This is a genomic window from Micromonospora chalcea, assembly GCF_002926165.1.
Classification (GTDB): Bacteria; Actinomycetota; Actinomycetes; order Mycobacteriales; family Micromonosporaceae; genus Micromonospora; species Micromonospora chalcea.
Genome location: NZ_MAGP01000001.1, coordinates 178,090 through 204,651, shown reverse-complemented (window position 1 = coordinate 204,651; position 26,562 = coordinate 178,090). Strand labels below are relative to the sequence as shown.

Here is a 26,562-nt window from a genome sequence, read left to right as displayed (position 1 = left end):
TCCGCCGTCAGAGGACGCGCGTGCGGCGCGACCCGGACGCGAGGCCCGCGATCGGGCCGACGACGCCGTTGCGTCCCGGTTGCCGGGGTTCCCCGACCAGGTCGACGCCCATGACGGCCGGGCTGCCGTCCGCCTCCTCGAAATCCGCGTCGGCGCACCGGACCCGTTCCAGATCCCGGCCGGTGACCACACCGACACGGGCCTCGTCGAACGTCTCGGGCAGATCGGTGACGAGCCAGACCGCGTCGCCCTCCGCGACGACCGTCACCGTCGCGGCGCCCAGCACCCATGGCTCACGCTCGCCCGCGAACGGCCGGGCGCCCGCGGCGTAGGCGTTCGCCCGGGCGTACACCGGCTGTTTCACGTCGAGGTACTTCTTCTGGTCGCTGGGCGGCTGCTCGTCCAGGCGGGCCAGGTACTCCGCGAACGACGCGGGATGGCCGTCGTATCCGGCGGTGCCGCCCAGCGGCGTCCCCCGACCCTCCGCACCCGCCGCGTAGGCCGCGCCCGGATCGCCGCCCAGGAAGAGGTTGCCCACGTACCTGTCGTCCCCACCGTAGATCACCGCGTACCCGGCGACCTGCGTGCTGTGCGGCAGGTGGTACGGGGTGGCGCGGTCCAGCACCGGCTCCAGCCGCACCGTGCCGCAGATCAGGTTGTTGACGAAGGCACCGCCCTGGCTGAACAGCTCCAGCGCGGCGGGTGAGCCGAAGATGTTGTGTTCGACCAGGTAGGGGCCGTGGCTGACCTCGACGAAGAGGTCCCGGCAGTTGTCGTGGTAGACGTTGCGGGAGACCCGGGTGCCCTGCGCCTGCCAGTCCAGCCAGGTGCCGAGCGAGCAGTCGTGAATACGGTTGTGCCGGATCACCACGTCGATGGCGGCGTGCAGCTTGATGCCGGCGATCTCGTACCCGTAGAACTCGCGTTTGACGCCGATGCGGTGGATGTGGTTGTCCTCGATGGTGGAGAACGCACACCCGAGGTGACCCACTATCGCGTTCTGGCCGCAGTCGTAGATCGTGTTGCGGCGGATCACGTGCGAGCCGATGTGCTCCCGGTCCCACCCGATCCGGCGGGCCGCGAAGACCGACTCCAGCTGGTACTGGTAGCCCGGCTTGTCGCCGCGCAGAGCGGAGAAGTTCTGCCCGGTGGAGCCCTCCTTCCCGATCGAGATCGCCGAGCACTTGGCGTCGTGGATCACGTTGTCCTCGATGACCCAGCCCTTCGCCCAGCCGGGTCCGATCAGGCCCGGCTGGTCGGCGGTCGGTGGCGCCCACGGGCTGGCCGCGTGCGCCAACTCGAAGCCACGGACGGTGATGTAGTCCAGGTGCGGCTGTTCCGGGTAGAAGACGCTGCGGCGTACGTTGATCTCGACCAGTTCCGTGTTCGGGTCGGCGCCCTGGAAGTTGGCCCAGATCGTCGTCTGTTCACCGACCTCGGCGTACCAGACGAGCCGGGTCTGGTCGGGATCGCCGACCGGACGGGTCACCCCGGTCCAGTCGTCGACGACCTCGGTACGCCGGGGCGGGTCCTCGACCTCCGCGCGGCTCCCCACCTCGAAGAAGCTCAGGCCGTTCAGGTAGACCTCGCCGAGGTGCTTGGGTGGCGTGCCGGTGCGGTGGACGATCCAGTCACCTGTCACCTCCTCGGCGAACGGATTGAACGAGCCGAACAGCGCGTTGTCGACTCGTGCCCGCCACACCGTCCCGCCGAGCGGCTCCCAGCCGGTGACGCGCTCCGATCCCTTGATCACCACGTGCTCGCCGGGCGCGGCCTCGTAGGTGATGCGGCGGGAGTCGCTGAGACCGCCGTGGCGTGGCTTCACCCACTCGCGGTACTCCCCCGCGTGCACCACCACCGTGTCACCGGGCTGGGCGACGCCGGCCGCCCGGTTGATCGTCCGGAACGGCCGCTCGGCGCAGCCGTCGGCGCGATCGGAACCGCTTGTCGCCACATGGAATACGGATGCCATCCGGGGGTCCCTTCTGGAGATGTCTGTTCAGGTCCATACCGGCAGGTCGATCCGGGACGGGTGGTCGCCGCCGTGGGAGATCTCCTGCTCCGCCCGTACCGTTTTGGCCGCGGTGGCGGCCGGCTCGCCGGTGCCGGGATTGCGGGCGTAGCGCGGATGCGCTCCGGAACTGACCTGCACGGCGACGCGGTGGCCGGCGGCGAAGCGGTGGAACGCCGGCCACAGCGGCACCTCCAGCTCGACGAACCCGTCCTCGTCCGGTTGCGGGTCGGTAGTCGCGGTACCGACGCCGCCGACGCGGCGGATCCCGTCGCTCACGCTCATCGAGCGGCCGTCGGGGTGCACGTCGCAGATCCGCACGAACACGTCCGCGCTGGCCGCCGTCGAACGGAACCGGACATGGGCGGTCGGCTCCCCGGCGAGTACGAGCGCGTGCGCCAGCGGTGGACTGCGGAAGACGGCCACGTCCGCGCGGCGTTCGTGGGCGCTGTTGTCGACCGGCCCCGGGGACGGGCCCATGCCGGGGCCGCCGAGCGCGGGCGTGGGCCGGTCGGGATCGTAGGGGTAGCGGGTGCTGCCCGCGCCGGGGACGGCCGGGTCGAGCAGCCCGGAGGGGTGCAGGTGCCACCGCTGCGCCACGGTGCCCGGCGGTGGCCACGCGGGCAGATCGTGCCACTGCTCCGCGCCGGTGAGGAAGGCGCGCACGGGCGCCGGCCGGGTCGTGGGCGCGCCGGCGAAGTGTTCCTTGAGGAACGCGATGGACTCGGTGAGGAACGGGCTCTGCGCGCTGCTGTGGCCCCACGGGCCGATGGTCAGCCGGGGCGGGCGGCCGGCCGCGGCGAGTTGGGCGTAGTTGCGCAGCTGCCAGGGCAGGAAGATGTCGTACCAGCCGGTGGCCATGTACACGGGCGCGGTGACGTCGGGCACCGACGCGGTGTGCGACTGCCGGGTCCAGTAGTCGTCGGTGAGCTTCTCGTGGGCCAGCCAGTCCTGGTACCAGCTGATCGGGTGGCCCGCCGCCGCGGTGTCGCCACCGGACAGCGGCAGCACGTCGAAGGCCGCGGCCAGCTTCCGGTCCGGCCGCCGCGCGAGCCACGCCCGGACCAGGGCGCCGCGCAGGCCCCGCAGGTCCATCCGGCGCGACCAGCCGAGCGAGCCCTCCAGCGAGAACGCGCCGTTGGTCCAGGTGATCGGGCCGAAGTCGGCCATCGTGACGTTCAGGCACAGCGCGTCCGGGGCGTTGCCGGGGTCGTCACGGCACATCCGTCCGGCCACCGCCCACTGGGTGTAGCCGAGGTAGCTCTCCCCGTACGTCGCGACGGTGCCGGTGCACCACTGCTGGCGGCGTACCCACCGGTGGGTGGCGATGCCGTCGCGCTCCTCGTCGAGCTGGGGCCGGAAACTGCCACCGGAGCCACCGGTGCCGCGGCAGCTCTGCACCAGCACCGTGAACCCCGCGCGGGCCAGCGCCGGCGCGTGGGTCAGCGAGCCGTGCCGGCCGTACGGGGAGCGGACGACGATCGTGGGCAACGGCGGTTCCACCACGCCGACCGGCTGGTAGAGGTCGGCGACCAGTTCGACGCCGTCGTCCATCGGCACGCGCAGCCCGCGCCGCACGGTGAAGGTGTACGGGAACTCCGTGGCCGCGTCGCGACGGGGGCGCCGGGACAGGAGGCGGCCGAGAACTGTCATCGCCCACTCGCGGGTTGTCCGATACGGTTCGCGACATCGACACTCGTGGAGGCGTTGTGCCCGTACGAGAAGGAGCGGAAATGGAACCGGAGCCTGCGGACGACGGCTACCGCAACCCGATCCTCCCGGGCTTCTGGCCCGATCCGAGCATCTGCCGCGCCGGTGACGACTACTACCTCGTGTGTTCGAGCTTCGAGTACGCGCCCGGTGTGCCGATCTTCCACAGTCGTGACCTGGTCAGCTGGCGGCAGATCGGCAACGTGCTGGACCGCGCCGATCAGCTCCGTTTGCCGGCCGACACGCTCGCCTCGCGGGGCATCTACGCGCCGACGATCCGCCACCACGACGGCCGGTTCTGGGTCGTCACGACGAACGTCACGCTCGACCGGCACCTGATCGTCACGGCGACCGACCCGGCCGGCCCGTGGTCGGACCCGGTCTACCTGGATCTGCCCCACGTGGACCCGTCGCTGGCGTGGGACGACGACGGCACCTGCTGGATGACGGTGTCCGGGGTCGAGTCGTACCGGATCGACCCGCGTACCGGAGAGGTCCTGGAAGGGCCGGTGCCGATGTGGTCGGGGACGGGCGGCCAGTACCCGGAGGCGCCGCATCTGTACCGGATCGGCGACTGGTGGTACCTGCTCCTCTCGGAGGGCGGCACCCACACCGGCCACGCGGTGAGTGTCGCTCGCGCCCGCTCGCCGCGCGGGCCGTTCCAGCCCGGGCCGGCCAATCCGATCCTGACGCATCGCGGCACCGACCGGCCGGTGCAGGCGACCGGGCACGCCGACATGGTCGACGCGGCCGACGGCAGCTGGTGGATGGTTCTGCTGGGGATCCGGCCGAAGGGCCAGTGGCCGCCCTACCACGTCCTGGGACGGGAGACGTTCCTGGCGCCGGTGCGCTGGGTCGACGGGTGGCCGGTCGTCGACCCGGTCTCGATCGCCAACGGCCCGGATGGGCCGAGCCGGTGGGCCGAGCGGGACGACTTCGACGACGAGCGGCTCGGCCCACAGTGGATCTCTCCCCGTAGCCGGCCCGACTCGGCGTGGTCGTTGACCGACCGGCCCGGCTGGCTGACGCTGCACGCGACCGGCGACAGCCTCGACCGCAGTGGCGCCACCGTCGTCGGCCGCCGCCAGCAGCACCACGACTGCCGGGTCAGCGCCCGCATCGATCCCGGCTCCGGCCGGTCCGGCCTGACGATCAGGATCGACGAGGCCCACCACTACGACCTGGAGCTCGCCCGGGGGCAGGCCCGGGTCGTCGGCCGGGTCGGACCGTTTCGGCAGGTGTTCGGGGAGTGCCCGGTGCCCGCGGGGGCGGTGACCGTGGCGCTGGCCATCCGGACCACCGGCGTGCTGCCCCCGACGGTCACCTCGTCCGGCGACCTGGCGCGGGCGGGCCTCGTCGGCGTCACGGCGGCCGGCAGTGACACGATCAGCTTCGAGGTCGAGACCGGCGACGGCTGGTCGTGCCTGGCGGAGCTCGACGGGCGCTACCTGTCCACCGAGGTCGCCTCCGGGTTCACCGGCCGGGTCATCGGCATGTACGTCACCGAGGGAAGCGCCGGTTTCGACTGGTTCGACTACCGGCCGGCCGGCTGACGGGACCGAGACGGACCTCACCCCTTGAATGCGCCTTCCATGATTCCCTGCACCAGACGGCGTCCGACGAACACGAACAGCACCAGCAGCGGAATGGTGGCCAGGAACGAGCCGGACATGGCCAGCCCCAGGTCGATGTCCCGGTTCTGCTGCAGCGCCTTGATGGCGATCTGGACGGTGTAGTTCTCCGGCGACTTCAGGACGATGAACGGCCACAGGAAATCGTTCCACGCGTAGACGAACGTGAACAGCCCCAGCACGTACGCCGCCGGGCGGACCAGCGGGAACGCGATCCGCCAGAAGATCTGCCAGGTGGTGGCGCCGTCGACACGTGCCGCGGCCATCAGCTCGTCGTCGATGGTGCTGCCGATGTGCTGACGCATCCAGAAGATACCGAACGCGCTGACCAGACCGGGAACGATCACCGCCTGCAGGGTGTCGACCCACTCCAGCTGGGACATGATCAGGTACTGCGGCACCACCGCCAGCTGCGCCGGCACCGTCATGGTCAGCACGACGATGAGGAACAGCGTGTTGCGGCCGGGGAAGGACAGCTTGGCGAAGGCGAACCCGGCCAGCGCGCAGAGCACCGCCTGGCCCACGGCGATCGTGCCGGCGACGATGACGCTGTTGAGCAGGGACTGCACGAACGGCACGATGGTGAAGACAAGCTCCGCCAGGTGCAGGAAGTTGCCGCCGGGTGTGATCGTCGGCGGGAGGGTCGTCGCGGTGGCGGAGTCCGTCGTCGCCACCACGAACATCCAGTAGAGCGGGAAGACGCTGGCGAGCGCCACGAGCGTGAGCAGCGCGTACACCGCGATCGAGACGCGGTTGGCCGAGCGCCGCCGGGTCCGTACGGGCGCGGCTGTCGAGGGTGCGGGCTTCATGGGCGCTCCGAGCGGACGCGGGTGGCCAGCAGATAGTTGAGTCCGGAGAAGGCGACCACGATGACGAAGAGCGCGACGCCGACCGCCGCGCCGTAGCCGAAGTGGAACTGCCCGAAGGACTGCTCGTAGAGGTAGAGGGTGACGGTCTGGCACTGCCGTGCCGCCCCGCACGTGAGCCCGCCCACCGGGTTGGCCAGCAGCGGCTCGGTGAAGACCTGCAACCCGCCGATGGTCGACGTCACGACGGTGAACGCGATGATCGGCCGCAACGACGGGATGCTGATGTGCAGGAACTGTTTCCAGCCGTTCGCGCCGTCGGCGGCGGCGGCCTCGTACAGCTCCCGGGGTACCGACTGCAGCGCGGCGAGGTACAGCAGCGTGTTGTACCCGGTCCAGCGCCAGGCGATCATCGTGGCGATCATGACGTGGCTGCCCCAGAGCGAGGCAGTGAAGTCGATGTGGTCGAAGCCCAGCAGCCCGAGGAACCAGTTGATCATGCCGTAGTCGCGGTCGAACATCTGCGCGAAGACGATGGTCGTGGCCGCGACCGAGGTGACGTAGGGGACGAGCACCGACATCCGGAACAACGCGGCCAGCCGCAGCCGCGCGTGGTTGAGCAGATGCGCCAGGCCGAGCGCCAGGAGCAACTGCGGCACCGTCGACATCACCCAGATGCTGAACGTGTTTCGCAACGCGCCCCAGAAGCGCGGGTCGTGCAGGAGTTCGGTGAAGTTGTCCAGCCCCACGAAACGGTGCTCACCGATGGGATCCCAGTCGAACAGGGAGATGTAGAAGGTGAACAGCAGCGGGAAGAGACCGAAGATCAGGAAGAGCACGAAGAACGGCGCGATGTACGCGTACGGCGCCAGGAACTCCCGTACGCCCTGCTGGATCCGCCGTCTGCGATGGGGCCGCCGGAGGTCCGGCGGGGCCGTGGCCGGGCTGAGCATGGTGGTCAAAGCGTCACCTCCGCGATGGGCGGCAGCCGGGCGGTGCCCGGCTGCCGCACGTCAGCCCTCGGTCATTCGCGTACGGCGTTCTTGACGTTTGTCAGCGCGGTGTCCCAGGCCTTCGCCGGGCTCACCTTGCCCTGTTCGACGCTGGTGAGCGTGTTGAGGAACTCGGTGCCGATCGGGCCGTCCTGCGGGCCGAAGTAGAAGGGCTTGATCCCCAGCACCGACTGGGTGTAGATCTTGCCGATCGGCGCGTTGCTGAAGAACGGGTCGGTCTTTCCGACCAGCTGCGGGTCCGTGTAGACCGACGGCGTGGTGGGCAGCGACCCCTGCATCAGGAAGTGCTCGAGCTGGCCCTTCGGCGACTGCATCTCGGAGATGTAGTTCCACGCCGCTTTCGCGTTCTTGGCGCGCTTGGGGATGGCGAGGAAGCTGCCGCCCCAGTTCCCCGAACCCCCGGGAATGGTGGCGATGTCCCACTTGCCGTTCGTCTCGGGGGCGTTCGTCTTCATCTGGCTGAGCATCCAGGACGGTGAGCACACCACCGCGTAGTCGCCCTTCTTCATGGCCGCGGTCCAGCCGGAGGAGAACGACCCCTGCTTGGCGGAGATGCCCGCCTCGAAGGCCTTCAGCGTCACGTCGAACGCCGCCTTGACCTGCTCGTTGTCGTAGTCGAGCTTGCGGTCGGCGCTGTAGTAGCGCTGGCTGCCCTGGTTGACCGCCTGGAAGAAGACGCTGGTCGGCGTGTTGTCCACGAACGGTTTCCCGGTCTTCTGGACGTACTGCTTACCGACGTTGATGAACTCGTCCCACGTCGGCCAGAGCTTGGCGACCTCGTCCCGGTCGGTGGGCAGGCCGGCTGCCTTGAACAGATCGGTACGGTAGGCGACCGCCAGCCCGCCGACGTCGGTCGGCACCCCGATGATCTTGTTGTCCTTGGTCGTCGCCTGCGACATCACCCAGTCGAGGTAGTTCCCCTTGATGTCGCCGGCGCCCAGCGTGGTGAGGTCGACGAAGTTGTCCGGCGACTGCATGAACTTCGGCAGGTCGTCGGCCTGGATGAGCACCAGGTCGGGCACCTTGCCACCGGCCAGCGCGGCGGTGAGCGCCTGCGCGGTCTCGGTGGTGCTGCCGACCTCGGTGAGCTTGATGCGCACATCGGGGTGCGCCTTGGTGTAGACGTCGACGTCGGCCTTCTGGTTGATGTTGGCAAACGACCAGAACTCGAAGGTCTTCGAGTCGGATTCGCCGTCTGATCCGCCACATCCGCCGAGGAGGAGCGCGGCGGTGGCGATGATGGCTACGGTGCTCCGGACGCGTTTCAACGGCCCTCCATGCGGTAATCGTGCGCGGCGGTGGTCGGGTGACCGCGGCGAATCAGCGCGACGGTCCCTCCGGCGGTGGGCACCGCAGGCGAGGTCGTCGTCTCCGAAACTTATCGAGATATTTACATGCCAGGATTGTGTGCGCTGAGGCTACTAAGTGCCCCGCCATCCGTCAACGACCCCGCTGCCTGCGGTAGCACCGAGCAAGAGGCAGACGTTCCGACCGGCACAGCACCGAAAATTATCGGACCGAGCAGCGCGCCACTGGGCGAACTCGATCGACCGAGGTCACTGGCGATTTCCTGGCCCCAGGCGCCGGAGTGAGGAGAGGAACGCAGGCGTCACCAGACCGCTGTCGTCACGCGGCCGTGCGCGGAGCCGTGTGTCCGGCGGTCAGGCGAGGTCGAGCGCCACCGTGACGTACGCGTGCGGCGGCAGTTCGACCTCCAGGCCACGCGGGTGGTCCGTGACCCCGGCGTGCTCGCGGGGCGCGACGCCCGTGGTCGACGGCGTGTTGTGCGCGTCGAGCGCGTCGGCGGTCAGGACGGTGGCACGGTGGGAGGTGACGTCCCGTCCGCGCAGGTCGAGGACGACTGTCGCCGGACGCCGCGCGTCGAGGTTCGACAGCGAGACCAGCGCCGTGTCGCCGCGCGTCGAGGCGGACGCCGAGAGCGTCGCCAGGTGATCCCCCGCCACCTCGCGCACCGGAACGTCGCCCTTGAAGGTCACCGCGAGCGACGCCGCGTCGTGGTGGGCCCGGTTCATCGCGAACACGTGGTACGAGGGCGTGAGCACCAGCGCGCCCGTCTCCGGGTCGGTGAGAATCATGGCCTGGAGCACGTTCACTGTCTGCGCGATGTTCGCCATCACGACGCGCGCCGCGTGGCGGTGGAACGTGTCGAGGTGCACCGCGGCCACCAGCGCGTCGCGCAGCGTGTTCTGCTGATACAGGAAGCCGGGGTTGGTGCCCGGCTCCACGTCCCACCAGGTGCCCCACTCGTCCACGACGAGGCCGACCTTGCGCTGCGGATCCCAGCGGTCCATGACCGCCTCGTGGCGCGACACCAGCTCCTCGATCCGGATCGCGTTCCGCAGCGCCAGGTACCACCCCTCCTCGTCGAAGCCGGTCGCCGCGCCCTTCGACGACCAGCCCCGGGTCATCGTGTAGTAGTGCAGCGAGACGGCCTGGAACGGCCAGGCGCGGGAGTCCGGTGCCGCGAGGTCGTCGAAGGAGCGCATCAACGTCTCCGTCCAGTGGTAGTCGTCGCTGTTCGCGCCCGCGGCGATCCGGTAGACGGTGTTGTCGCCGTGGTCGCGGACGTAGGTGGCGTACTGGCGGGCCAGCGAGGCGAACTGCTCGACGCGCAGGTTGCCGCCGCAGCCCCACGCCTCGTTGCCCAGTCCCCAGAACGGGACCCGCCAGGGCTCGTCGCGCCCGTTCTCCCGCCGCAGGGCGGCCATCGGAGAGTCGTCGCCGCGGGTCAGGTACTCGACCCACTCGGACATCTCCCGCACGCTGCCCGAGCCGACGTTGCCGGAGACGTACGGATCCGCGCCCAGCAGCTCGCACAGCGCCATGAACTCGTGCGTGCCGAAGGAGTTGTCCTCGACCACGTCGCCCCAGTGCGAGTTGACCATGCGGGGCCGCAGCTCGCGCGGGCCGATCCCGTCGCGCCAGTGGTAGTCGTCGGCGAAGCAGCCGCCCGGCCAGCGCAGGTTCGGGATGCCGATGCGGCGCAGCGCCTCCACCACGTCGAGGCGGATCCCGCCCTCGTTCGGGGTCGCGGAGCCCTCCCCCACCCAGAAGCCGCCGTAGACGCAGCGCCCCAGGTGCTCCGCGAAGTGGCCGTAGACGTGGCGGGAGATGGTGGGGCCGGTCAGGTCGAGGTCAATGACGGCGGTGACGGTGGAGGCGGTCATGGTCGTCCTTGCTGGAAGCGGCCTGCGGGATGCGGCGTCGGCAACGATACAGCCATCGGCGATCATGTCGATCCCCCAGCCGCGGCCAACCCGCCCTTCTTGACCGCCCACCTGCTGCTTTACTACGGTACTAGTAAAACAGCGAAGGGCTACCAGTGTTCGTCTTCCGGCTCGACACCCACTCCGGCGTGCCGCCGTACCTGCAACTCGTCCAGCAGGTTCGCCAGGCGGTGCTGCTGGGCTTCCTCCAACCCGGCGACCGCCTCCCGCTCATCCGCGAGGTGGTCGAGGACCTGGCCATCAACCCGAACACCGTGGCCAAGGCGTACCGGCAGATGGAGCAGGAGAACCTGGTCACCGGCCGGCCCGGCCAGGGCACGTTCGTCACCGAGCAGCAGTCGGCCGCGATGTCGCCGTCGACGTACACGTCGCTGCGCCGCGGCCTGGCGACGTGGCTGCGCCGCGCCTACGAGGCCGGCCTCGACGAGCAGGCGGTCGACGCGCTCTTCACCTCCGTCCACCAGCAGACGAGAAACGAGGACGTGGCGTGACAGACACCGAGATCGCGCTGCGCACCGACGGCGTGGGCAAGCGGTACCGGAAGGGCTGGGCGCTGCGCGACTGCACCCTGACCCTGCCGGCGGGCGGCGTGATCGCCCTGGTCGGGCCGAACGGCGCGGGCAAGACCACGCTGCTGCGCCTGATCGTCGGGCTGCTGGCGCCGAGCACCGGCACCGTCGAGGTCCTCGGCCACGACGTCACCGCCAGCACCCCGCAGACCCTGTCCCGGATCGGGTTCCTGGCCCAGGACCACCCGCTGTACAAGCGCTTCACCGTCGCCGAGATGCTCCGCTTCGGCCGGGCCTGCAACCTCCGCTTCGACCAGGGGCTGGCCGAGCGCCGGCTGGCGAAGCTGGGCATCCCGCTGGACCGCCGGGCCGGCTCGCTCTCCGGCGGGCAGCAGGCCCAGGTCGCGTTGGCCCTGGCCCTGGCGAAACGGCCGGACCTGCTCGTCCTCGACGAGCCGGTGGCCAGCCTCGACCCGCTGGCCCGGCGCGAATTCCTGCAGGTCCTCATGGGCGCGGTGGCCGACGGCGGGGTGACGGTCCTGTTCTCCTCCCACGTCGTGCACGAGCTGGAACGTGTCTGCGACCACCTGGTCGTGCTCAACCACGGCCGGGTCACGCTCACCGGTGACATCGACACCCTCCTCGCCGAGCACCGGCTGCTCGTCGGCCCGCGCACGGCCACCGACCTCGACCGGGCCGGCGCCGTCGTGGAGGCCGTCCACGGCGACCGGCACACCACCCTGCTGGTACGCGACGGCGGCATCCCGGCCGCCCCGGGCTGGCAGGCCCAGCCGGTCGGGCTGGAGGACCTGGTGCTGGCGTACCTGCGCCGGCCGTCCGAGCCGGGCGCCGCGGTCCCGTCGGAGGTGGCGGCATGACGTGGTTGATCTGGCGCCAGCACCGCACCGAGGTCTGCGTCCTCGGTCTGCTCCTCGGCGTGTTCGGCATCGCCCTGCTGGTGCTCGGGACGCAGGCCCACGACCTGTTCCCCGGCGGCCCCGCCCGGTGCGCGGGAACAGCAGGCGCCGGCGAGACGTGCACGGCCGCCTTCCGCCGGCTCGACGAGGAGTACGGATACGTCGAGAACCTCCTCGCGGCCTTCTACCTGGTGCCCGTCGTCATCGGCGCGTTCCTCGGCGCGCCGCTGCTCGCCCGCGAACTGGAGGACGGCACCTGGCAGCTCGCCTGGACCCAGGCCGTGCCGCGGATGCGCTGGCTGGTGGCCAAGCTCGCCGCGCTGGCCGGCGTCACAGTCGCGCTCACCGGCATGTTCACCGCCGTGCTCACCTGGTTCCGTCAGCCGTTCGACGCCTGGGAAGGGCGGTTCCAGTACGACGCCTTCGACCTGGAAGGGCTCGTTCCGCTGGCGTACGCGCTGTTCGCGTTCGGCGTCGCCACCGCCGCGGGGGCGATCCTGCGGCGCAGCCTGCCCGCGTTCGGCGTCGCGTTCGGGGCGTTCCTCGCCGCCCGGATGTCGGTGGCGCTTCTGGCCCGTCCCGCGTACGCCACGCCGCTCACCACCATGGAGCCGGTCCCCGCCGGCGGCACGAAGGGTCAGGCCGGAGCCGGCGTCGCCGACTGGGTGATCGAACGCGGCTACGCGGACGCCGCCGGGCGCAGGCTGAGCTCGACGGAGTACTACGAACTGGAGGACGCGGCCAACCAGGCCGGCACGAACCTCAGCCAGTTCCTGCACGAACGCGGCATCCAGCGGTTCGGGGTCTACCACCCGGCCGACCGGTTCTGGACCTTCCAGCTCATCGAGGCGGCGGTGTTCGTCGCGGTCGCGGCGATCCTGATCGGCGTCGTGGTGTGGCGGGTGCGGCGCCGGGTGATCTAGCGCCCTGCATCGGACATCCGGTGAGTCCGTCAGCCGGCTGCCGTCCCGGCGGAACGCATCACCGCATCCAGCCAGCGCAGCTGCCGCCGGACGTGGACGGCCTCCCCGCCCTCGTGGCCGTTGAACGGGTACGTGTGCATCTCCCGTAGCGGCGCCGCCGATCCGCTCGCGGCGGCGTACTGGTTGTAGGCGGCGAAGCCGGTGCTCGGTGGGCAGACCTCGTCGCGCAGACCGATCCCGAAGTGCGCCGGTGCGGTGGCGCGCCGGGCGAAGCTGACGCCGTCGACGTAGGACAGCGTGCGCCGGACCGGCTCCTCGGCCTCGCGGTGCACCGCGAGGTAGCGGGCGATCTCGCCGTAGGGGGACGCCTCGGTCACTTCGATGGCGCGCTGGATGTCGCACAGGAACGGGGCGGTGACCAGGAGCGCGGCGAGGCCGTCGACGAGGCCCGCCGCCGCGAGCGCGAGTCCACCACCTTGGCTGTTGCCCACCGCGGCGACGCGGGCCGGGTCCACCCCGGGCAGTACGCGGACGGCGTCGATCGCGCGGACCGCGTCGGTGATCAGGCGGCGGTAGTGGTAGTCGTCCGGGGACAGGATCCCCCTCGTGGCGGGGCTGGGCCCGCCGGGAGCGTCGTGCGGGTCCGGGGTGTCACCGCGGCTGTACAGGCCGGCCTGTCCCCGGTTGTCCACCAGCAGGTGGGCGTAACCCGCCACCGGCCAGGTGAGCCGCTCCCCCGGCAGGCCACGGCCGCGCCCGTAGCCGGGGTACTCCACCACTGCCGGCAGCGGCGTGGCTACGCCCGCGGGACGGGTGTACCAGGCCCGCACCGGTTCGCCGGCGAACCCGGCGAACGTCACGTCCCACACGTCGAGCAGCCGCAGGTCGGTGGGTTCGGGGCGGACGTCGACGAGCACCGGGCTGGCCGCGGCGGCGGTGAGGGTGGCCCGCCAGAACCGGTCGAAGTCGGCGGGCTCGACGACAGCCGGCGTGTAGCGGCGGAGCTGGCCGAGGGAGATATCAATCGACGCTCTTGACACGAAGATAACGATACCCATAAATTTCCGAAAGGCTTACGACGTATTACCGGAAACGTTCCGGCCGACGGTCAGGGGGAGGACGAGCTTGGCAGCCCCGACCCCGCGCAGTCGCCGTACGCCCTGGCTGCGGGCCCTGCGCCGGGACTGGCAGCTCTACTCGCTCGCAGTCCTGCCGCTGCTGTTCTTCCTGACGTTCCGCTACCTGCCGATGCTCGGCAACGTGATCGCGTTCCGGCGCTTCCAGCCGGGCGGCAGCCTCTTCGGCGAGTACTGGACCGGGCTGCGGTACTTCCGGTTGTTCTTCACCGACCCGACCTTCTGGAGCGTGTTCACAAACACGCTGGTGCTGGGCGCGCTGACGCTGGTGTTCTGCTTCCCGCTGCCGATCGTGCTCGCGCTGCTGCTCAACGAGGTGCGCAACCGCGCGCTCAAGCGGTTCGTCCAGTCGGTGTCCTACCTGCCGCACTTCCTGTCGATAGTGATCGTGGCCGCCATGGTCCTCCAACTGCTGTCGGTGGACGGCACGGTGAACCAGATGGTGCGTGCCGTGGGCGGCGAGCCGGTGGCGTTCATGCAGCAGGCCGGATGGTTCCGGACGATCTACGTCTCCTCCGAGGTCTGGCAGACCGTCGGCTGGGGCACCATCCTCTACCTCGCCGCGCTCACCACCGTCGACGGCGACCTGTACGAGGCGGCCCGCATCGACGGCGCCAACAGGTGGCGGCAGACCTGGCACGTGACGCTGCCGGGGATCCGGCCGACGATGGTGACGCTGCTGATCCTCAACATCGGCACCTTCATGGCCGTCGGCTTCGAGAAGATCCTGCTGCTGTACAACCCACTCACCTACCCGACGGCGGACGTGATCTCGACCTACCTGTACCGGGTGGGCATCGTCTCCGGGAACCTCAGCTACGCCGCCGCCATCGGCCTGTTCGAGTCCGTGATCGGGCTGACGCTGGTGCTGTCGGCGAACGCGATCTCCCGGCGCACGGTGGGGACGAGCCTGTGGTGAGCACGCAGGCCCGCGCCCAGGCCCGCACACGGAAACCGGTGGCCCGGCCGCGTGGCCCCCGGCCCACCCGCGGCTACCGGGTCTTCCAGGTGGTGAACGCCCTCGTGCTGACCGGCGTCGTGGTGGTGACCCTGTATCCGTTCCTCACCATCGTGGCCCGCTCGCTCAGCGACAACGCGTACATCGTCGCGGGCGAGGTGAACCTCGTGCCGCGGGGGTTCAACCTGACCGCGTACCGGGTGGTGACGTCGGACCCGACGTTCTGGGTCAGCTACCGCAACACCGTCTTCTACACGGTGGTCGCCACGCTCGTCTCCGTCGTGCTGACCACCTGCTACGCGTACGTGCTGTCGAAGAAGCACCTGCGGGGCCGGACCGCGCTGGTCGGGATCGCCGTGTTCACCATGTTCTTCACCGGCGGCCTGATCCCCAACTACGTCCTGGTCACCAGCCTCGGGCTGAAGAACACGGTGTGGGCGATCGCCCTGCCCAACGCGATAAACGTGTTCAACCTGCTGGTGATGAAGGCGTTCTTCGAGAGCCTGCCGGTCGAGCTGGAGGAGGCGGCCGCCGTCGACGGGCTGAACACGTACGGCACGCTGCTGCGGATCGTCCTGCCGCTGTCGAAGGCGATGGTCGCCACGATGGTGCTGTTCTACGCCGTCTCGTTCTGGAACTCGTGGTTCGCCGCGTTCCTCTACATGGACCGGCAGGACCTGCTCCCGGTGACCGTCTATCTGCGCAACCTCATCGCGGGCGCGACCGACGCCACGCAGACCGGCGGCGGCCTCGGCAGCGCCGGCGACGTCGTCCAGTCCGCCGCCACCATCCAGTCCGTGACGATCGTGCTGACGATCCTGCCGATCCTCGCGGTCTATCCCTTCATCCAGCGCTATTTCGTCTCCGGAATCATGCTCGGCGCCGTGAAGGGATAGCCGCCGCCCGCACCACCACCCCACCACCGGAAGGAAGAACCCATGGCCCAGCTGTCCCGGCGCCAGGTACTGCTCGCCAGCGGCGCGGCCGCCGTCGTCGCCCTGGCAGGTTGCGGCGACGACACCCCGGACAAGAAGGACCTCGACCGCAACCGTACGGGCGCGATGGACAAGTACGGCATCGGCGACCAGTTCAAGGCCACCGAGCCGGTCACGTTCTCGATCCTCTACAACAACCACCCGAACTACCCGCTCAAGCCGGAGTGGCTGTTCTGGACCGAGCTGGCCGGGCGGACGAACGTCAAGCTGGACCCGGTCGCCGTGCCGCTGAGCGACTACGAGCAGAAACGCAGCGTGCTGGTCGGCTCCGGTGACGCCCCGATGATCATCCCGAAGACCTACCACCCGCAGGAGAACTCGTACGTCTCCTCCGGCGCCATCCTGCCGGTCAGCGACTACCTCGACCTGATGCCGCACTTCAAGGACAAGATCGAGAAGTGGAAGCTCCAGCCGGAGATGGACACGCTCCGGCAGGAGGACGGCAAGTTCTACCTGCTGCCCGGCCTGCACGAGAAGCCCTGGCAGGACTACACGCTCGCGGTCCGCACCGACGTGCTGGAGCAGCTGAAGATCCCGTCCCCGACCACCTGGGACGAGGTGTACGCCATGCTCAAGGCGATGAAGGCGGCCCACCCGGACGTCATCCCGTTCTCCGACCGGTTCGGCAAGCCCAACCCGGCCGGCAACCTGCTGAACATGCTGGCCCTCGCGCACGGCCTGCCCGGCGCCGGCTGGAACTACCAGCCGACGAGCTGGGACTCCGGGGCCGGGAAGTACGTCTTCACCGGCGCCTCGGACGGCTACCGGCAGGTGGTGGAGTACCTCCACAAGCTGGTCGCCGAGGGGCTGCTCGACCCGGAGACGTTCACCCAGACAGACGACCAGGCCCGGCAGAAGCTCGCCAGCGGCAAGTCCTTCGTGATCAGCACGAACGCGCAGACCCTGGTGAACGACTACCGCCCGGACATCGCGAAGATCAACCCGAACGCCCGGCTCGGCAAGATCCTCTTCCCGGTCGGGCCGGCCGGAGCGGTCAACCCGGCGAGCCGGCTGGAGAACGGCGTGATGATCTCCAGCAAGGCGCGCGACGGCAAGAACTTCGTGGCCATGATGCAGTTCGTCGACTGGCTCTGGTACTCCGACGCCGGCCAGGAGTTCGCCAAGTGGGGCGTCGAGGGAACCACGTACACCAAGGACGGCTCGGGCAAGCGCACCCTCGCCCCGGACGTCAACGTCATCGGCCTCAACCCCAAGGGCACCAAGCATCTGCAGAAGGACTTCGGCTTCTACAACGGCGTCTTCGCCTACGGCGGCAAGCTCGACCTGGTGCAGTCGTTCTTCTCGCCCGAGGAACTGGAGTTCCAGAAGGAGATGAACGCCCGCAAGGCCGCGCCCTGGGTGACGCCGCCACCCGCGCCGCTCAGCGACGAAGAGCGGGAGCAGACGACGCTCTGGGCGACCGCACTGAAGGACCACGTCACCCAGAACACGCTGAAGTTCGCCCTCGGCCAGCGGCCGCTGAGCGAGTGGGACGCCTACGTCTCGGAGCTGAAGGGCAAGAACGCGCAGGCCTACATCGACCTGGTCAACAAGGCGTACGACCGGTACCGCAAGAACCACGGATGACGCGGCTCCTCGTCCCCGACCGGCCTGCCGGCCGGCTGACCGACGCCTGGCGTACCTGCGTGGGCACCGGCCGGTTCGACCTGGCTCTGCGACGTGACTATCAGGACTCGCTGGCGCTGGTGCAGCAGGACATCGGCTTCCGGCACATCCGCGGCCACGGGCTGCTCAGCGACGGCGTCGGCGTGCACCGCCCGTACGAATACCGGGGCGAGCGCCGGGTGCGGCACGCCTTCACCTACGTGGACCAGGTCGTCGACGCCTACCTCGCGCTGGGCATCCGACCCTTCGTGGAGCTGGGGTTCATGCCCTCGGCGCTCGCCTCCGGCGACCAGACCGTGTTCTGGTGGCGGGGAAAGGTGACGCCGCCCCGGTCGTACACCGAATGGGGTGACCTGGTGCGCGCCACGGTGACCCACCTGGTCGACAGGTACGGCCTCGACGAGGTGCGCGGCTGGCCGATCGAGGTGTGGAACGAGCCCAACCTGCCGGCGTTCTGGCAGGGCGCCGACCAGGACGCCTACCACCGCCTGTACGAGGTCTCGGCGCACGCCGTCAAGGACGTCGACGCGGCGCTCCAGGTCGGCGGCCCGGCCCTGTCCCCCGGCGCCGACGAGTGGCTGAAGCCGTTCGCCGAGTTCGTCACCGACCGCGACGTACCCGTCGACTTCGTCAGCCGGCACGCCTACACCTCCGGCCCGGCGCGGCACCTGCCGTTCGGCACCCGGCAGACCCTGGCTCCGGCCACGGAGCTGCTGGAGCAGTTCGCCGCGCCCCGCCGGCACCTGGCCGGCACCGCGCTGGCCGACCACCCGGTGCACATCACCGAGTTCAACTCCTCCTACCGGCCGGACAACCCGATCCACGACACGGCCTTCCACGCCGCCTACCTCGCTCCGGTGCTGGCCGGCGGCGGGTATCTGGTCGACTCCTTCTCCTACTGGACCTTCAGCGACGTGTTCGAGGAGGAGGGGGTGCCGACCGCGCCGCTGCACGGCGGCTTCGGCCTGCTCACCCACCGGCAGATCAAGAAACCCACCTACCATCTGTACGCGTTCATGGCCCGGCTCGGCGACGAGGTGCTCGCGCGCGGGCCGGACCATCTCGTCACCCGGCACCCCGACGGCCGGGTCGCGGTCCTGGCCTGGGCCCCGGTGGACGTGACCGGCCGCGAGCCGGTACCCGAGCGGCACACCCTGTCGCTGTCCGTTCCGATCGGCCCGCCGGGCACCGCGTCGGCGTTCCTGCTCCGCTCGGCAGTGAGTGAGGACGCCGGCAACGCCTTCGCGGCCTGGCGGGAGATGGGCAGCCCGCACTCACCCCGGCCACGGCAGCTCGACGCGTTGCGGGAGGCCGCCGAGCCGGCCCGTACCCATCGGGCAGTGCCGGTCGCGGGCGGGCGGGCGGACCTCGACCTCGTCCTCGCCCGGCACGAGGTGACTCTCGCCGAGCTGACCCCGGTAGTGGACGAGACGCCGCCGTGGTGGGACGACAGGTTGCTCGACCCGCACGAGGACCGACGGTGACCGGCGCGACCGGCGGGCTGCGGGAGTTCGGCGACGGGCCGTTGTCGCGGGCCGCCGCGACGGTCCACACCCTGCTCGTGGTCGAACTGCTGCTCCTGGTGAGCACGCTGCCCGGTCTGGCCGTGCTCGTGCTGCTCGACCGCGACAGCAGCAACCTTCCACTGGTCGCCGCCGCCGCGCTGCCGGTCGGTCCGGCCGTCTCGGCCGCGCTGCACACGCTGCGGCACCAGCGCCCCGACCTGACCGATCTCCGTCCCGCCGCCGCGTTCCGCCGGGCCTACCGGGAGAACCTGGCGGGCGTGCTGCGCGTCTGGGCGCCGACGCTGCTGTGGCTCGCAGTCATCGCGCTCAACCTGGCGAACCTGCCCGCCGCCGCCGTCCCCGGCTGGTGGGCCGTGCCGCTCGTCGTGGTCGGGGCGGGGGTGATCCTGGTCGGGGTCAACGCGCTGGTGATCGTCTCGCTGTTCACCTTCCGCACCCGCGACGTGCTCCGGCTCGCCGTCTACTACGTGGCGCGCAAGCCCGGCGTCACGTTCGGCAACGTCGCGCTGCTGGTCGCCGCCGCCGGCGTCACCGCGGTGTTCTCCGAGGCGGTGCTCGCCCTGCTCGCCGCGCTCCTGGTGCTGGCGCTGCTGCGGATCGGTGCTCCCATGATCGACGACATCCGGGCGGAGTTCACCGCGTGAGCGTCCCGGTCACCGGCCGCTTGTCGGCCGACAGCGGCGAGTCGGCCTGGCACGCCGCCTGGCTCCCGCCCGCGGTCTTCCGCGAACTCGGTTCCCGGCCGGTGCTGGTGCACGGGGACGGGCTCCTGGTCGACACCGTCCTCGACGAGGTGAGCCGGGCCTGCGCCCGCTACGGCGGACGGCTCTGGCACGGGCCACCGTGGCCTGTCGACGCCGACCTGGTGCTGGCCCTGCGCGGCGCCGGCCCGGTGCCGAACGCGGCGGCGGAGGCGGCCCGGCTCGGCGCGACACCGGCGGTGAACGGCACCGGCGACGGCGCGCTCGGCGACGAGGGGTACCTGCTGACGCGGGCGAGCGGCGTGACAGTGGTCCTCGCCGACGCGCCGGCCGGCCTGCTGTACGGGATGTTCCACGTGGTCCGGCTCGGCGCGGCGGCCTTCCACGACGGCCTTCCGGCGAGTCGGCACCGGCCGGCGCTGGACCGGCGCATGCTCGACCACTGGGACAACGTGGCCGTACACCCGGTGTCGGGCCAGGTCGAGCGGGGCTACGCCGGCGGCTCCCTGTTCTGGCGCGACGGCGCCACCCGGCGCGAGCCCGCCCGGCTCCGCGACTACGCCCGCCTGCTCGCCGCCTGCGGCGTCAACGCGATCTGCGTGAACAACGTCAACGTGCACGACACCGAGGCGCTGCTGCTGACCGACCGGCTCGGCGACGTCGCGGAGATCGCCGAGGTGTTCCGCCCGTACGGCATCCGGGTGCATCTGGCGGTGACCTTCGCCGCCCCGGTGGTCCTCGGCGGCCTGCCCACCGCCGATCCGCTGGACGAGCGGGTACGGGACTGGTGGGCCGCCGCCACCCGGCGGGTGTACCGGCGGATTCCCGACTTCGGCGGCTACCTGGTGAAGGCCGACTCCGAGGGCCGGCCCGGCCCCTTCGCGTACGGGCGCGACCACGCCGACGGCGCGAACCTGCTCGCCGAGGCGCTCGCGCCACACGGCGGCGTGGTGCGCTGGCGGGCGTTCGTCTACGACCACCACCAGGACTGGCGGGACCGGTCGACCGACCGCGCCCGGGCCGCCCACGACCACTTCGCGCCGCTGGACGGACGATTCGCCGACAACGTGATCGTCCAGGTGAAGTTCGGCCCGATCGACTTCCAGCCACGCGAACCGGTGTCCCCGGTGCTCGCCGCGATGCCTGCTACCCGGCTGGCGGTGGAGGTGCAGGCGACGCAGGAGTACACCGGCCAGCAGCGGCACGTCTGCTACCTCGGCCCCTGGTGGAGCGAGGTGCTGCGGTTCCGGCCCCGGGGCGCGGCCGGCGACACGATCGCCGACATTGCGGCCGGACGGGCGGGCGCCGGTGGCGGCCTGGTCGCCGTGTCCAACGTGGGCGACGACCCGTTCTGGACCGGGCACCCGCTGGCCCAGGCGAACCTGTACGCCTTCGGCCGGCTCGCCTGGGATCCGCTGCTGGATCCCGGCGCGATCCTCGACGAGTGGATCGACCTGACGTGGCTGCCGGTGACCACCGGCGACCCGGAAGCGCTGCGGCGCACGATGCACGCGATCATGGACGATTCCTGGCGCACCTACGAGCGCTACACCGCCCCGCTCGGCGTCGGGTTCATGGTGCGGCCCGGCCACCACTACGGCCCGGACGTGGACGGCTACGAGTACACCCCGTGGGGCACCTACCACTTCGCCGACCGCGACGGCGTCGGGGTGGACCGGACCCGGGCGACCGGGACCGGCTTCACCGGCCAGTACCCGCCGCCGTGGTCCGAGGTGTACGAGTCCCGCGAACGCTGCCCCGACGAACTGCTGCTGTTCTTCCATCACGTGCCCTACCGGCACGTGCTGCACAGCGGCCGTACCGTGATCCAGCACATCTACGACACGCACTTCGCCGGGGTCGAGGAGGTGATGGCGATGCGGGAGCGGTGGCGGCTCGTCGCCGGGGCGGTCGACCCGGCCGTCCACGACCGGGTCGCCGAGCGCCTCGACGAGCAGCTCCGCAGCGCCGTCGAGTGGCGGGACCAGATCAACACGTACTTCTTCCGCAAGTCCGGGATCCCGGACGCGCACGGTCGCCGCATCCACTGAACCGGCGCGCTCACCAGGGGTGCACGGTGCCGTCCGTCAGCCGGTTCACCGGCAGGTAGGCCGGCGCGTACGGGTAGCGGGCCGCGGCCTGCTCGTCGATGTCCACGCCGAGCCCCGGAGTCTCGGCCGGATGCAGGTAGCCGCCGTCGTAGTGATAGCCGTGCGGGAAAACCTCGTCCGTCGCCTCGGTGTGCCGCATGTACTCCTGCAGACCGAAGTTGGGGATGGCGATGTCCAGGTGCAGCGCGGCGGCCATGCAGACCGGGGAGAGGTCGGTGGCTCCGTGCGAGCCGCTGCGGACGTGGTGCAGCGCGGCGAGGTCGAAGATGCGTCGCAGGTGGGTGATCCCGCCGGCGTGGACCACAGTCGTACGCACGTAGTCGATGAGCTGTTCCCGGATGAGCTGGGCGGCGTCCCAGATGCTGCTGAAGACCTCGCCGACGGCGATCGGCGTGGTGGTGTGCGAGCGGATGAGCCGGAAGCCCTCCTGCAGGTCCGCCGGGACCGGATCCTCCATCCAGGTCAACGCGTACGGCTCCAGGCTCTTGCCGAGCCGCGCCGCCTCGATCGGGGTGAGCCGGTGGTGCACGTCGTGCAGCAGCCGGAGGGTGGGCCCGAACTCCTCTCGGACCCGGGCGAACACGCCCGGCACGTGGGCCAGGTACGCCTCGGTGGACCAGGTCGTCTCGGTCGGCAGTGCAGCGTCGGCGGGCTCGTAGAACATCTTGTCGGCGCTGACGCCGTACGTCCGGGGCAGGCCGGGCACGCCGCACTGCACCCGCACCGCGCGGTAGCCGAGGTCGACGAAACGGGCGACCTCGGTCAGCACCTCGTCGACCGTCTCGCCGTTGGCGTGCCCGTACACGGTCACGCCCTCGCGGGACCGGCCGCCGAGCAACTGGTAGACCGGCAGCCCGGCGACCTTGCCCTTGATGTCCCACAGCGCGGTGTCCACGGCGGCGACGGCGCTCATCGTGACCGGCCCGCGCCGCCAGTACGACCCCTGGTAGAGGTACTGCCAGGTGTCCTCGATCCGGGCCGGGTCCCGCCCGATCAGCAGCGGCACGACGTGGTCGCGCAGGTAGGACGCGACGGCCAGTTCCCGGCCGTTGAGGGTGGCATCACCGACGCCGGTGACTCCGGCGTCGGTCACGACCTTCAGGGTCACGAAGTTCCGGCCGGGGCAGGTCACGATCACCCGGGCGTCGACGATTCTCATCCGGTCTCCCCTGCGGTCCGCGCGCCGGTCACCGCAAGATTATCCACCATCGTCGATCTATCGGGCACCCCGGCGCCGGGCCGGTCAGGCCGGTTCGGGCACACCCCCGGGCTCCCCGTCGTCGGGCATCGGCTCGACCGGCGCCTCGGGCAGCTCACCGGGCGTGTCCGGGAGGAGTTCGCCGGGATCGTCCGGCACGTCCTCACGCGGGTCGATCGGCGGGTACACCTCGGGATCGAGGTCGGGGTTGGTCATCGACCCAGTATCCGACGCCTCCGCCGCGCCCGCCCGCCGAGCGCGACGACGGGCGGCGCTCGCCGGTGTGACACCCGGAGGAGCGGCGCGCTACGCACGATGAAAGGGCTCAATGGATGACCCGGCCTCTCAGGATCGATAGCCACCCATGTGCCGTTTGACTCCAATGCGCCAGCCCCACGGCATTGCGCTGAACAAGGTTTTTCCCCGCACCCCAAGGCAACTGAGCCATTCGGCGGCAACCTCCGCACGAACGACCGTCAACACCTTCACCGCCACGTCGCTCGGAAGAACGACCAGAATCTCACCGATCTCTTCCGGCGACCACATCTGGAGCCACTCGACGATCTCTTCGCCAGGCATGGCGGTCAGCATGCGCGCCGATTCTCGCTCGGGAAGGAGCCGCAACCAACTTACTGCCTGATCCTTCCCGGCGTATTCGATGATCTCCCTGGCCCGCGTAGTCGGGGTTGCCTCCAGAATGCGGGCCGCCAATTCTTGCGAGACGGCGGTCAGCACTTTGACGGCACGATCGGGTGTCGTCGGTCTAATGAGGCTGGCTCCTCGACTCGCCCCCACCAGAGTCACCAGTCCAGCCAATGATGCCGGGTCCAATAATTCGGCAATGGCCCTGTTGTTTGGAATCAGCATAAAGTCCGCGACCACCTTGGCGATCTCTCCGGAAACGATCGGCAGGTTTTCTGCTGACACGAGCGCAGCGACGGTCTCCGGACGGACGGCCACCAGGTACGTTGGAGCCGCCTCGGGGCCGACCTCGTCAAGGAGTTGCGCGAAACTTGCCGGATTCAGCCACTCCAGTATCTTAGCCACTAGTGCGGCGTCATTATCAAGCAGCAGCGACGCCAAACCGCCTCCGTGCCTTTTGCTGCCGACTATCAAGTCGGAAACGGCCTTGGATCTGCCGGTCGACAGGAGCCGACTCAGTACCTCTTTTACGATCTTTTCCTGGTGCAGGATGGCAATGAGCCGGTCGAAGTCGGCACCCTTGCCCCGCTCGCTCAGCAGCGCCAGGAGGTCTGCGGCGACGTGCGGCCGAGGCGAGTGGCCACCGGCAGAATTCAGCATTCTGTTGGCGTCAAGGGGGCGCCCCTCCTCCCGCAGACGCTCGACGAGCGACAGCGTTTCCGCCGCCGACAGGTGGACCGCCGCGCGGGCACACACGTCGCTCGACTCCCGATGGTGACCCGCCTCTCGGAGCAGCCTTGCGAGTGATCCCACTTCCTCCGCCGTCGCGGGGATCCAGTAGCTCAGGAGCATGTTTTCTGCCACCACCGCGTCGAGGACGGCCACGTTGCTGAAGAGTTGCCGGAGCCGGACCGGATCGCCTGCAGCCCCTCGCACGGCAGTCCGGAGCAGGCTGTCCGCCTGGGTCAGTTTTCCTGCCTTACGCATCGCGAAGGCGATCGACGCGACGTCGCTTGGTTCTCTGGAGGCAATCTCCTCCGTCGCACGGGCGTAGAGCCTGAACGCCTCATCCTCCCGGCCTGCCGTGCGGAACGCGTCGCCGAGTTCGACGACGAGGGCCGTCGTGAATCGCGACGCGTTGCGCTCCAGGAGACTGTCGACCTCGCCCTGCAGCCCGGAAGTCCAGAGGGCGGTGATGAGTGCCACAAGGGGTGCCGCGCTGCTGGCCCGACCGACTGCAGCATCGAGCAGATCGGGGATCAAGTCGGACTTTCCGGCTTGTTGGAAGTCGCGGGCCACGGCAGCGATATGGGAACCAGAGGAGTCCGCGAGGTGATGAATCAGCCGCTTGGCCGCGACATGAAGATCCATCTCATGAAAAGCCGACAGCAACGGGGCAAGATCCTGCCTGGACCGCAGGGCCGCCGCCCGCAGCAACCGGTCGACGTCCCCGTGGCATGAGCGCTCGCCGAGCACCGCGACCAGCGCCGCGACCTCTTGGTCCGGCCGTCGAACAGCAAGGGCATCGAGTAGGCGGTCGGCCTGCGCCGACTCACCCTGCTGACGCATCGCCGCCAGGTCCGCAGCCACGGTCGGTGGCGGGGCCCACAGCGCCGCCTCGTGCCCGACAGGAAGCTCCGGCAGACCGGGGTCCGAAACATTTGCCGTTTCAATGGGGGCATCCAAAAATCTGTTACGAGCAAGAACGATCTTGCGTCCTTCATTTCTCGATCGCTGGTGCGGAATAGGAAAGTTCTTTGCTCCCAACTCATTGCGCAAGTGAAAGTACAGCGAGTCGACGTCGATGAGTTCGGGCGCATCGGGCAGGCCCGAGGCGAGGGCACCGATCAGCTCACCAGTGAAGGCGGTGTAGTCGGCGTCAGCCGGGGCCATCGCCGCATCTCTATGCGACGTGGAGGTCATGACGTACGTGCCCTCAATGCGACTCTGTTCGGCGACATGGGCCTGCTCGTCACTCATCGCGTTGATTGCACTTCCACTGTAGCAACAGTCCAGGATGACCACTTTCCGCTCACACCTGGAAGCGTTGATCAGCCTTCGAAGATCGGCATATCGCACCGTCTTGTGGAGGTTCGCGGGATCACCGTCGGGCAGGCACAAATGGAGTTCGGCAGTCCTGCCATCGAGTACACCGTGACCCGCGAAGTAGATCAAGAGGGTGTCCTGCGCAGCCGTCGCTGACCGATGCACCACATCGAGCACCTCGTCCACCGTCTTCGGATCGAGGCAGAGCACACAGTTCTCGGGCGCTATTCCGAGGAGGCTGCTGTCGGTGAAGAGATCCTGCAAAGCGAGCAAGTTGTTCCTCACCGTCGGTAGCGAAGGCATCCGGTTATAGGCAGAAACACCGAGGAGAACGACCCAGGACCGTTGTGCGTCAGGAAGCTTCATCGGTCAGGCCCGGCCCCTCACTCTCAAGTTCCTTCAAGCGCTGCAAGAACTGCTCGATCGGTTCGCGGTAGTCCTTTAGAGAGCGAATTTCGTCCAATTCAATCTCTGCCTTACCAACCCGTAGCCGCGCGCCAGAAACCTGGCGATGTGCCGCCTGACGCCACTGCAGGTAGGCGGTGACCAAACTGACGACGCCGGCGAGTTGGGTCAGCACAACAGTGACAACCTCGCCCGCACCCATACTGCCGACCGCAGGCGGTGCCAGTTCGGCGTGTCCGTAGCGGCGTAGCTGTGGATCGTCGCGCAGCCATGAGGCGAGACTGTTGGCTTCCCAGGCCGATTCCGGTCCCGTCAGACTGATTGCTGCACGCATCGCCATCCTCGCAAATCGGCTTATTCGGGAGCGCCAGCGCTGGCCGCATCAGCCCTCCAAGATCTGTGTCAGGTAAGCCAAGCCGATGCACCTCGGCGTGCACAGTCAGATCTTGG

General features: G+C 69.7%; 21 protein-coding genes. 10 read left to right on the top strand and 11 right to left on the bottom strand.

All coding sequences use genetic code 11. The features are described 5' to 3' along the window. Positions 1 to 7: 7 nt before the first annotated feature. The gene (locus tag BAW75_RS00420) at positions 8 to 1,972 is read right to left on the bottom strand and encodes a right-handed parallel beta-helix repeat-containing protein (protein ID WP_104112238.1); all 1,965 of its coding nucleotides are present in this window, start codon (positions 1,970 to 1,972) and stop codon (positions 8 to 10) included. Positions 1,973 to 1,999: 27 nt separating this feature from the next. Beyond that, positions 2,000 to 3,664 carry a CocE/NonD family hydrolase gene (locus BAW75_RS00415; RefSeq protein ID WP_104112237.1) on the bottom strand — a complete coding sequence of 555 codons (1,665 nt, stop codon included), beginning with the start codon at positions 3,662 to 3,664 and terminating at the stop codon, positions 2,000 to 2,002. Positions 3,665 to 3,744: 80 nt separating this feature from the next. On the opposite strand from BAW75_RS00415, the gene BAW75_RS00410 reads away from it, so the two are divergent. Then, the gene (locus tag BAW75_RS00410; protein ID WP_104112236.1) at positions 3,745 to 5,274 is read left to right on the top strand and encodes a glycoside hydrolase family 43 protein; all 1,530 of its coding nucleotides are present in this window, start codon (positions 3,745 to 3,747) and stop codon (positions 5,272 to 5,274) included. A 17-nt stretch (positions 5,275 to 5,291) separates the two neighbouring features. On the opposite strand, the gene BAW75_RS00405 is transcribed toward BAW75_RS00410, so the two are convergent. From BAW75_RS00405 to BAW75_RS00390, 4 genes are all read right to left on the bottom strand, one after another. Beyond that, complete coding sequence (locus BAW75_RS00405) at positions 5,292 to 6,161, bottom strand: carbohydrate ABC transporter permease (protein ID WP_043322941.1); 870 nt, start codon at positions 6,159 to 6,161, stop codon at positions 5,292 to 5,294. After that, positions 6,158 to 7,111 (bottom strand): carbohydrate ABC transporter permease, encoded by a 954-nt coding sequence (locus tag BAW75_RS00400; RefSeq protein WP_051611455.1) that lies wholly within the window; start codon positions 7,109 to 7,111, stop codon positions 6,158 to 6,160. Before BAW75_RS00400 ends, BAW75_RS00405 begins: the two co-directional genes overlap by 4 nt. Positions 7,112 to 7,182: 71 nt before the next feature. After that, positions 7,183 to 8,439 carry an ABC transporter substrate-binding protein gene (locus BAW75_RS00395; protein ID WP_043322939.1) on the bottom strand — a complete coding sequence of 419 codons (1,257 nt, stop codon included), beginning with the start codon at positions 8,437 to 8,439 and terminating at the stop codon, positions 7,183 to 7,185. A gap of 393 nt (positions 8,440 to 8,832) precedes the next feature. After that, positions 8,833 to 10,359, bottom strand: a complete 1,527-nt coding sequence (locus BAW75_RS00390) for an alpha-N-arabinofuranosidase (RefSeq protein ID WP_104112235.1) — start codon at positions 10,357 to 10,359, stop codon at positions 8,833 to 8,835. A gap of 155 nt (positions 10,360 to 10,514) precedes the next feature. Here BAW75_RS00390 and BAW75_RS00385 point away from each other — a divergent pair, with 155 nt between their 5' ends. From BAW75_RS00385 to BAW75_RS00375, 3 genes are read left to right on the top strand one after another with little or no spacing between them, the layout of a single operon-like run. Next, complete coding sequence (locus BAW75_RS00385) at positions 10,515 to 10,910, top strand: GntR family transcriptional regulator (protein ID WP_043322934.1); 396 nt, start codon at positions 10,515 to 10,517, stop codon at positions 10,908 to 10,910. Further along, on the top strand, positions 10,907 to 11,806 hold the full coding sequence (locus tag BAW75_RS00380; protein ID WP_104112234.1) for an ABC transporter ATP-binding protein: 900 nt from the start codon (positions 10,907 to 10,909) through the stop codon (positions 11,804 to 11,806). The genes BAW75_RS00385 and BAW75_RS00380 overlap by 4 nt, the downstream gene beginning before the upstream one ends. Further along, entirely contained in the window at positions 11,803 to 12,768 is a 966-nt protein-coding gene (locus tag BAW75_RS00375) for an ABC transporter permease subunit (protein WP_104112233.1), read from the top strand. The genes BAW75_RS00380 and BAW75_RS00375 overlap by 4 nt, the downstream gene beginning before the upstream one ends. A gap of 29 nt (positions 12,769 to 12,797) precedes the next feature. Here the strand turns inward: BAW75_RS00375 and BAW75_RS00370 are convergent, their stop codons facing one another. After that, positions 12,798 to 13,826, bottom strand: a complete 1,029-nt coding sequence (locus BAW75_RS00370; protein ID WP_043322924.1) for an acetylxylan esterase — start codon at positions 13,824 to 13,826, stop codon at positions 12,798 to 12,800. 67 nt (positions 13,827 to 13,893) lie between these two features. Between BAW75_RS00370 and BAW75_RS00365 the strand changes: the two genes are divergently transcribed. The 6 genes from BAW75_RS00365 to BAW75_RS00340 are packed head-to-tail and all read left to right on the top strand — an operon-like array spanning position 13,894 to position 21,761. Continuing rightward, complete coding sequence (locus tag BAW75_RS00365; protein ID WP_104112232.1) at positions 13,894 to 14,823, top strand: ABC transporter permease; 930 nt, start codon at positions 13,894 to 13,896, stop codon at positions 14,821 to 14,823. Beyond that, entirely contained in the window at positions 14,820 to 15,758 is a 939-nt protein-coding gene (locus tag BAW75_RS00360; protein ID WP_233514679.1) for a carbohydrate ABC transporter permease, read from the top strand. Before BAW75_RS00365 ends, BAW75_RS00360 begins: the two co-directional genes overlap by 4 nt. 42 nt (positions 15,759 to 15,800) lie before the next feature. Then, positions 15,801 to 17,444, top strand: a complete 1,644-nt coding sequence (locus tag BAW75_RS00355; RefSeq protein WP_104112231.1) for an ABC transporter substrate-binding protein — start codon at positions 15,801 to 15,803, stop codon at positions 17,442 to 17,444. After that, positions 17,441 to 18,967 (top strand): GH39 family glycosyl hydrolase, encoded by a 1,527-nt coding sequence (locus tag BAW75_RS00350; RefSeq protein ID WP_104112230.1) that lies wholly within the window; start codon positions 17,441 to 17,443, stop codon positions 18,965 to 18,967. The genes BAW75_RS00355 and BAW75_RS00350 overlap by 4 nt, the downstream gene beginning before the upstream one ends. After that, on the top strand, positions 18,964 to 19,653 hold the full coding sequence (locus tag BAW75_RS00345; RefSeq protein ID WP_104112229.1) for a YesL family protein: 690 nt from the start codon (positions 18,964 to 18,966) through the stop codon (positions 19,651 to 19,653). Before BAW75_RS00350 ends, BAW75_RS00345 begins: the two co-directional genes overlap by 4 nt. Further along, on the top strand, positions 19,650 to 21,761 hold the full coding sequence (locus tag BAW75_RS00340) for an alpha-glucuronidase (protein ID WP_104112228.1): 2,112 nt from the start codon (positions 19,650 to 19,652) through the stop codon (positions 21,759 to 21,761). The genes BAW75_RS00345 and BAW75_RS00340 overlap by 4 nt, the downstream gene beginning before the upstream one ends. Before the next feature lie 10 nt (positions 21,762 to 21,771). On the opposite strand, the gene manD is transcribed toward BAW75_RS00340, so the two are convergent. The 4 genes from manD to BAW75_RS00325 all read right to left on the bottom strand — a co-directional run bounded on the left by manD (position 21,772) and on the right by BAW75_RS00325 (position 26,446). Further along, on the bottom strand, positions 21,772 to 22,980 hold the full coding sequence (manD, locus tag BAW75_RS00335; RefSeq protein WP_064445464.1) for a D-mannonate dehydratase ManD: 1,209 nt from the start codon (positions 22,978 to 22,980) through the stop codon (positions 21,772 to 21,774). 84 nt (positions 22,981 to 23,064) lie between these two features. Then, positions 23,065 to 23,235 (bottom strand): hypothetical protein, encoded by a 171-nt coding sequence (locus BAW75_RS32190; protein WP_013287071.1) that lies wholly within the window; start codon positions 23,233 to 23,235, stop codon positions 23,065 to 23,067. 129 nt (positions 23,236 to 23,364) lie between these two features. After that, positions 23,365 to 26,073 (bottom strand): caspase, EACC1-associated type, encoded by a 2,709-nt coding sequence (locus BAW75_RS00330; protein WP_104112227.1) that lies wholly within the window; start codon positions 26,071 to 26,073, stop codon positions 23,365 to 23,367. Beyond that, complete coding sequence (locus tag BAW75_RS00325; protein ID WP_146074780.1) at positions 26,060 to 26,446, bottom strand: effector-associated constant component EACC1; 387 nt, start codon at positions 26,444 to 26,446, stop codon at positions 26,060 to 26,062. The genes BAW75_RS00330 and BAW75_RS00325 overlap by 14 nt, the downstream gene beginning before the upstream one ends. Between the last annotated feature and the right edge of the window lie 116 nt (positions 26,447 to 26,562).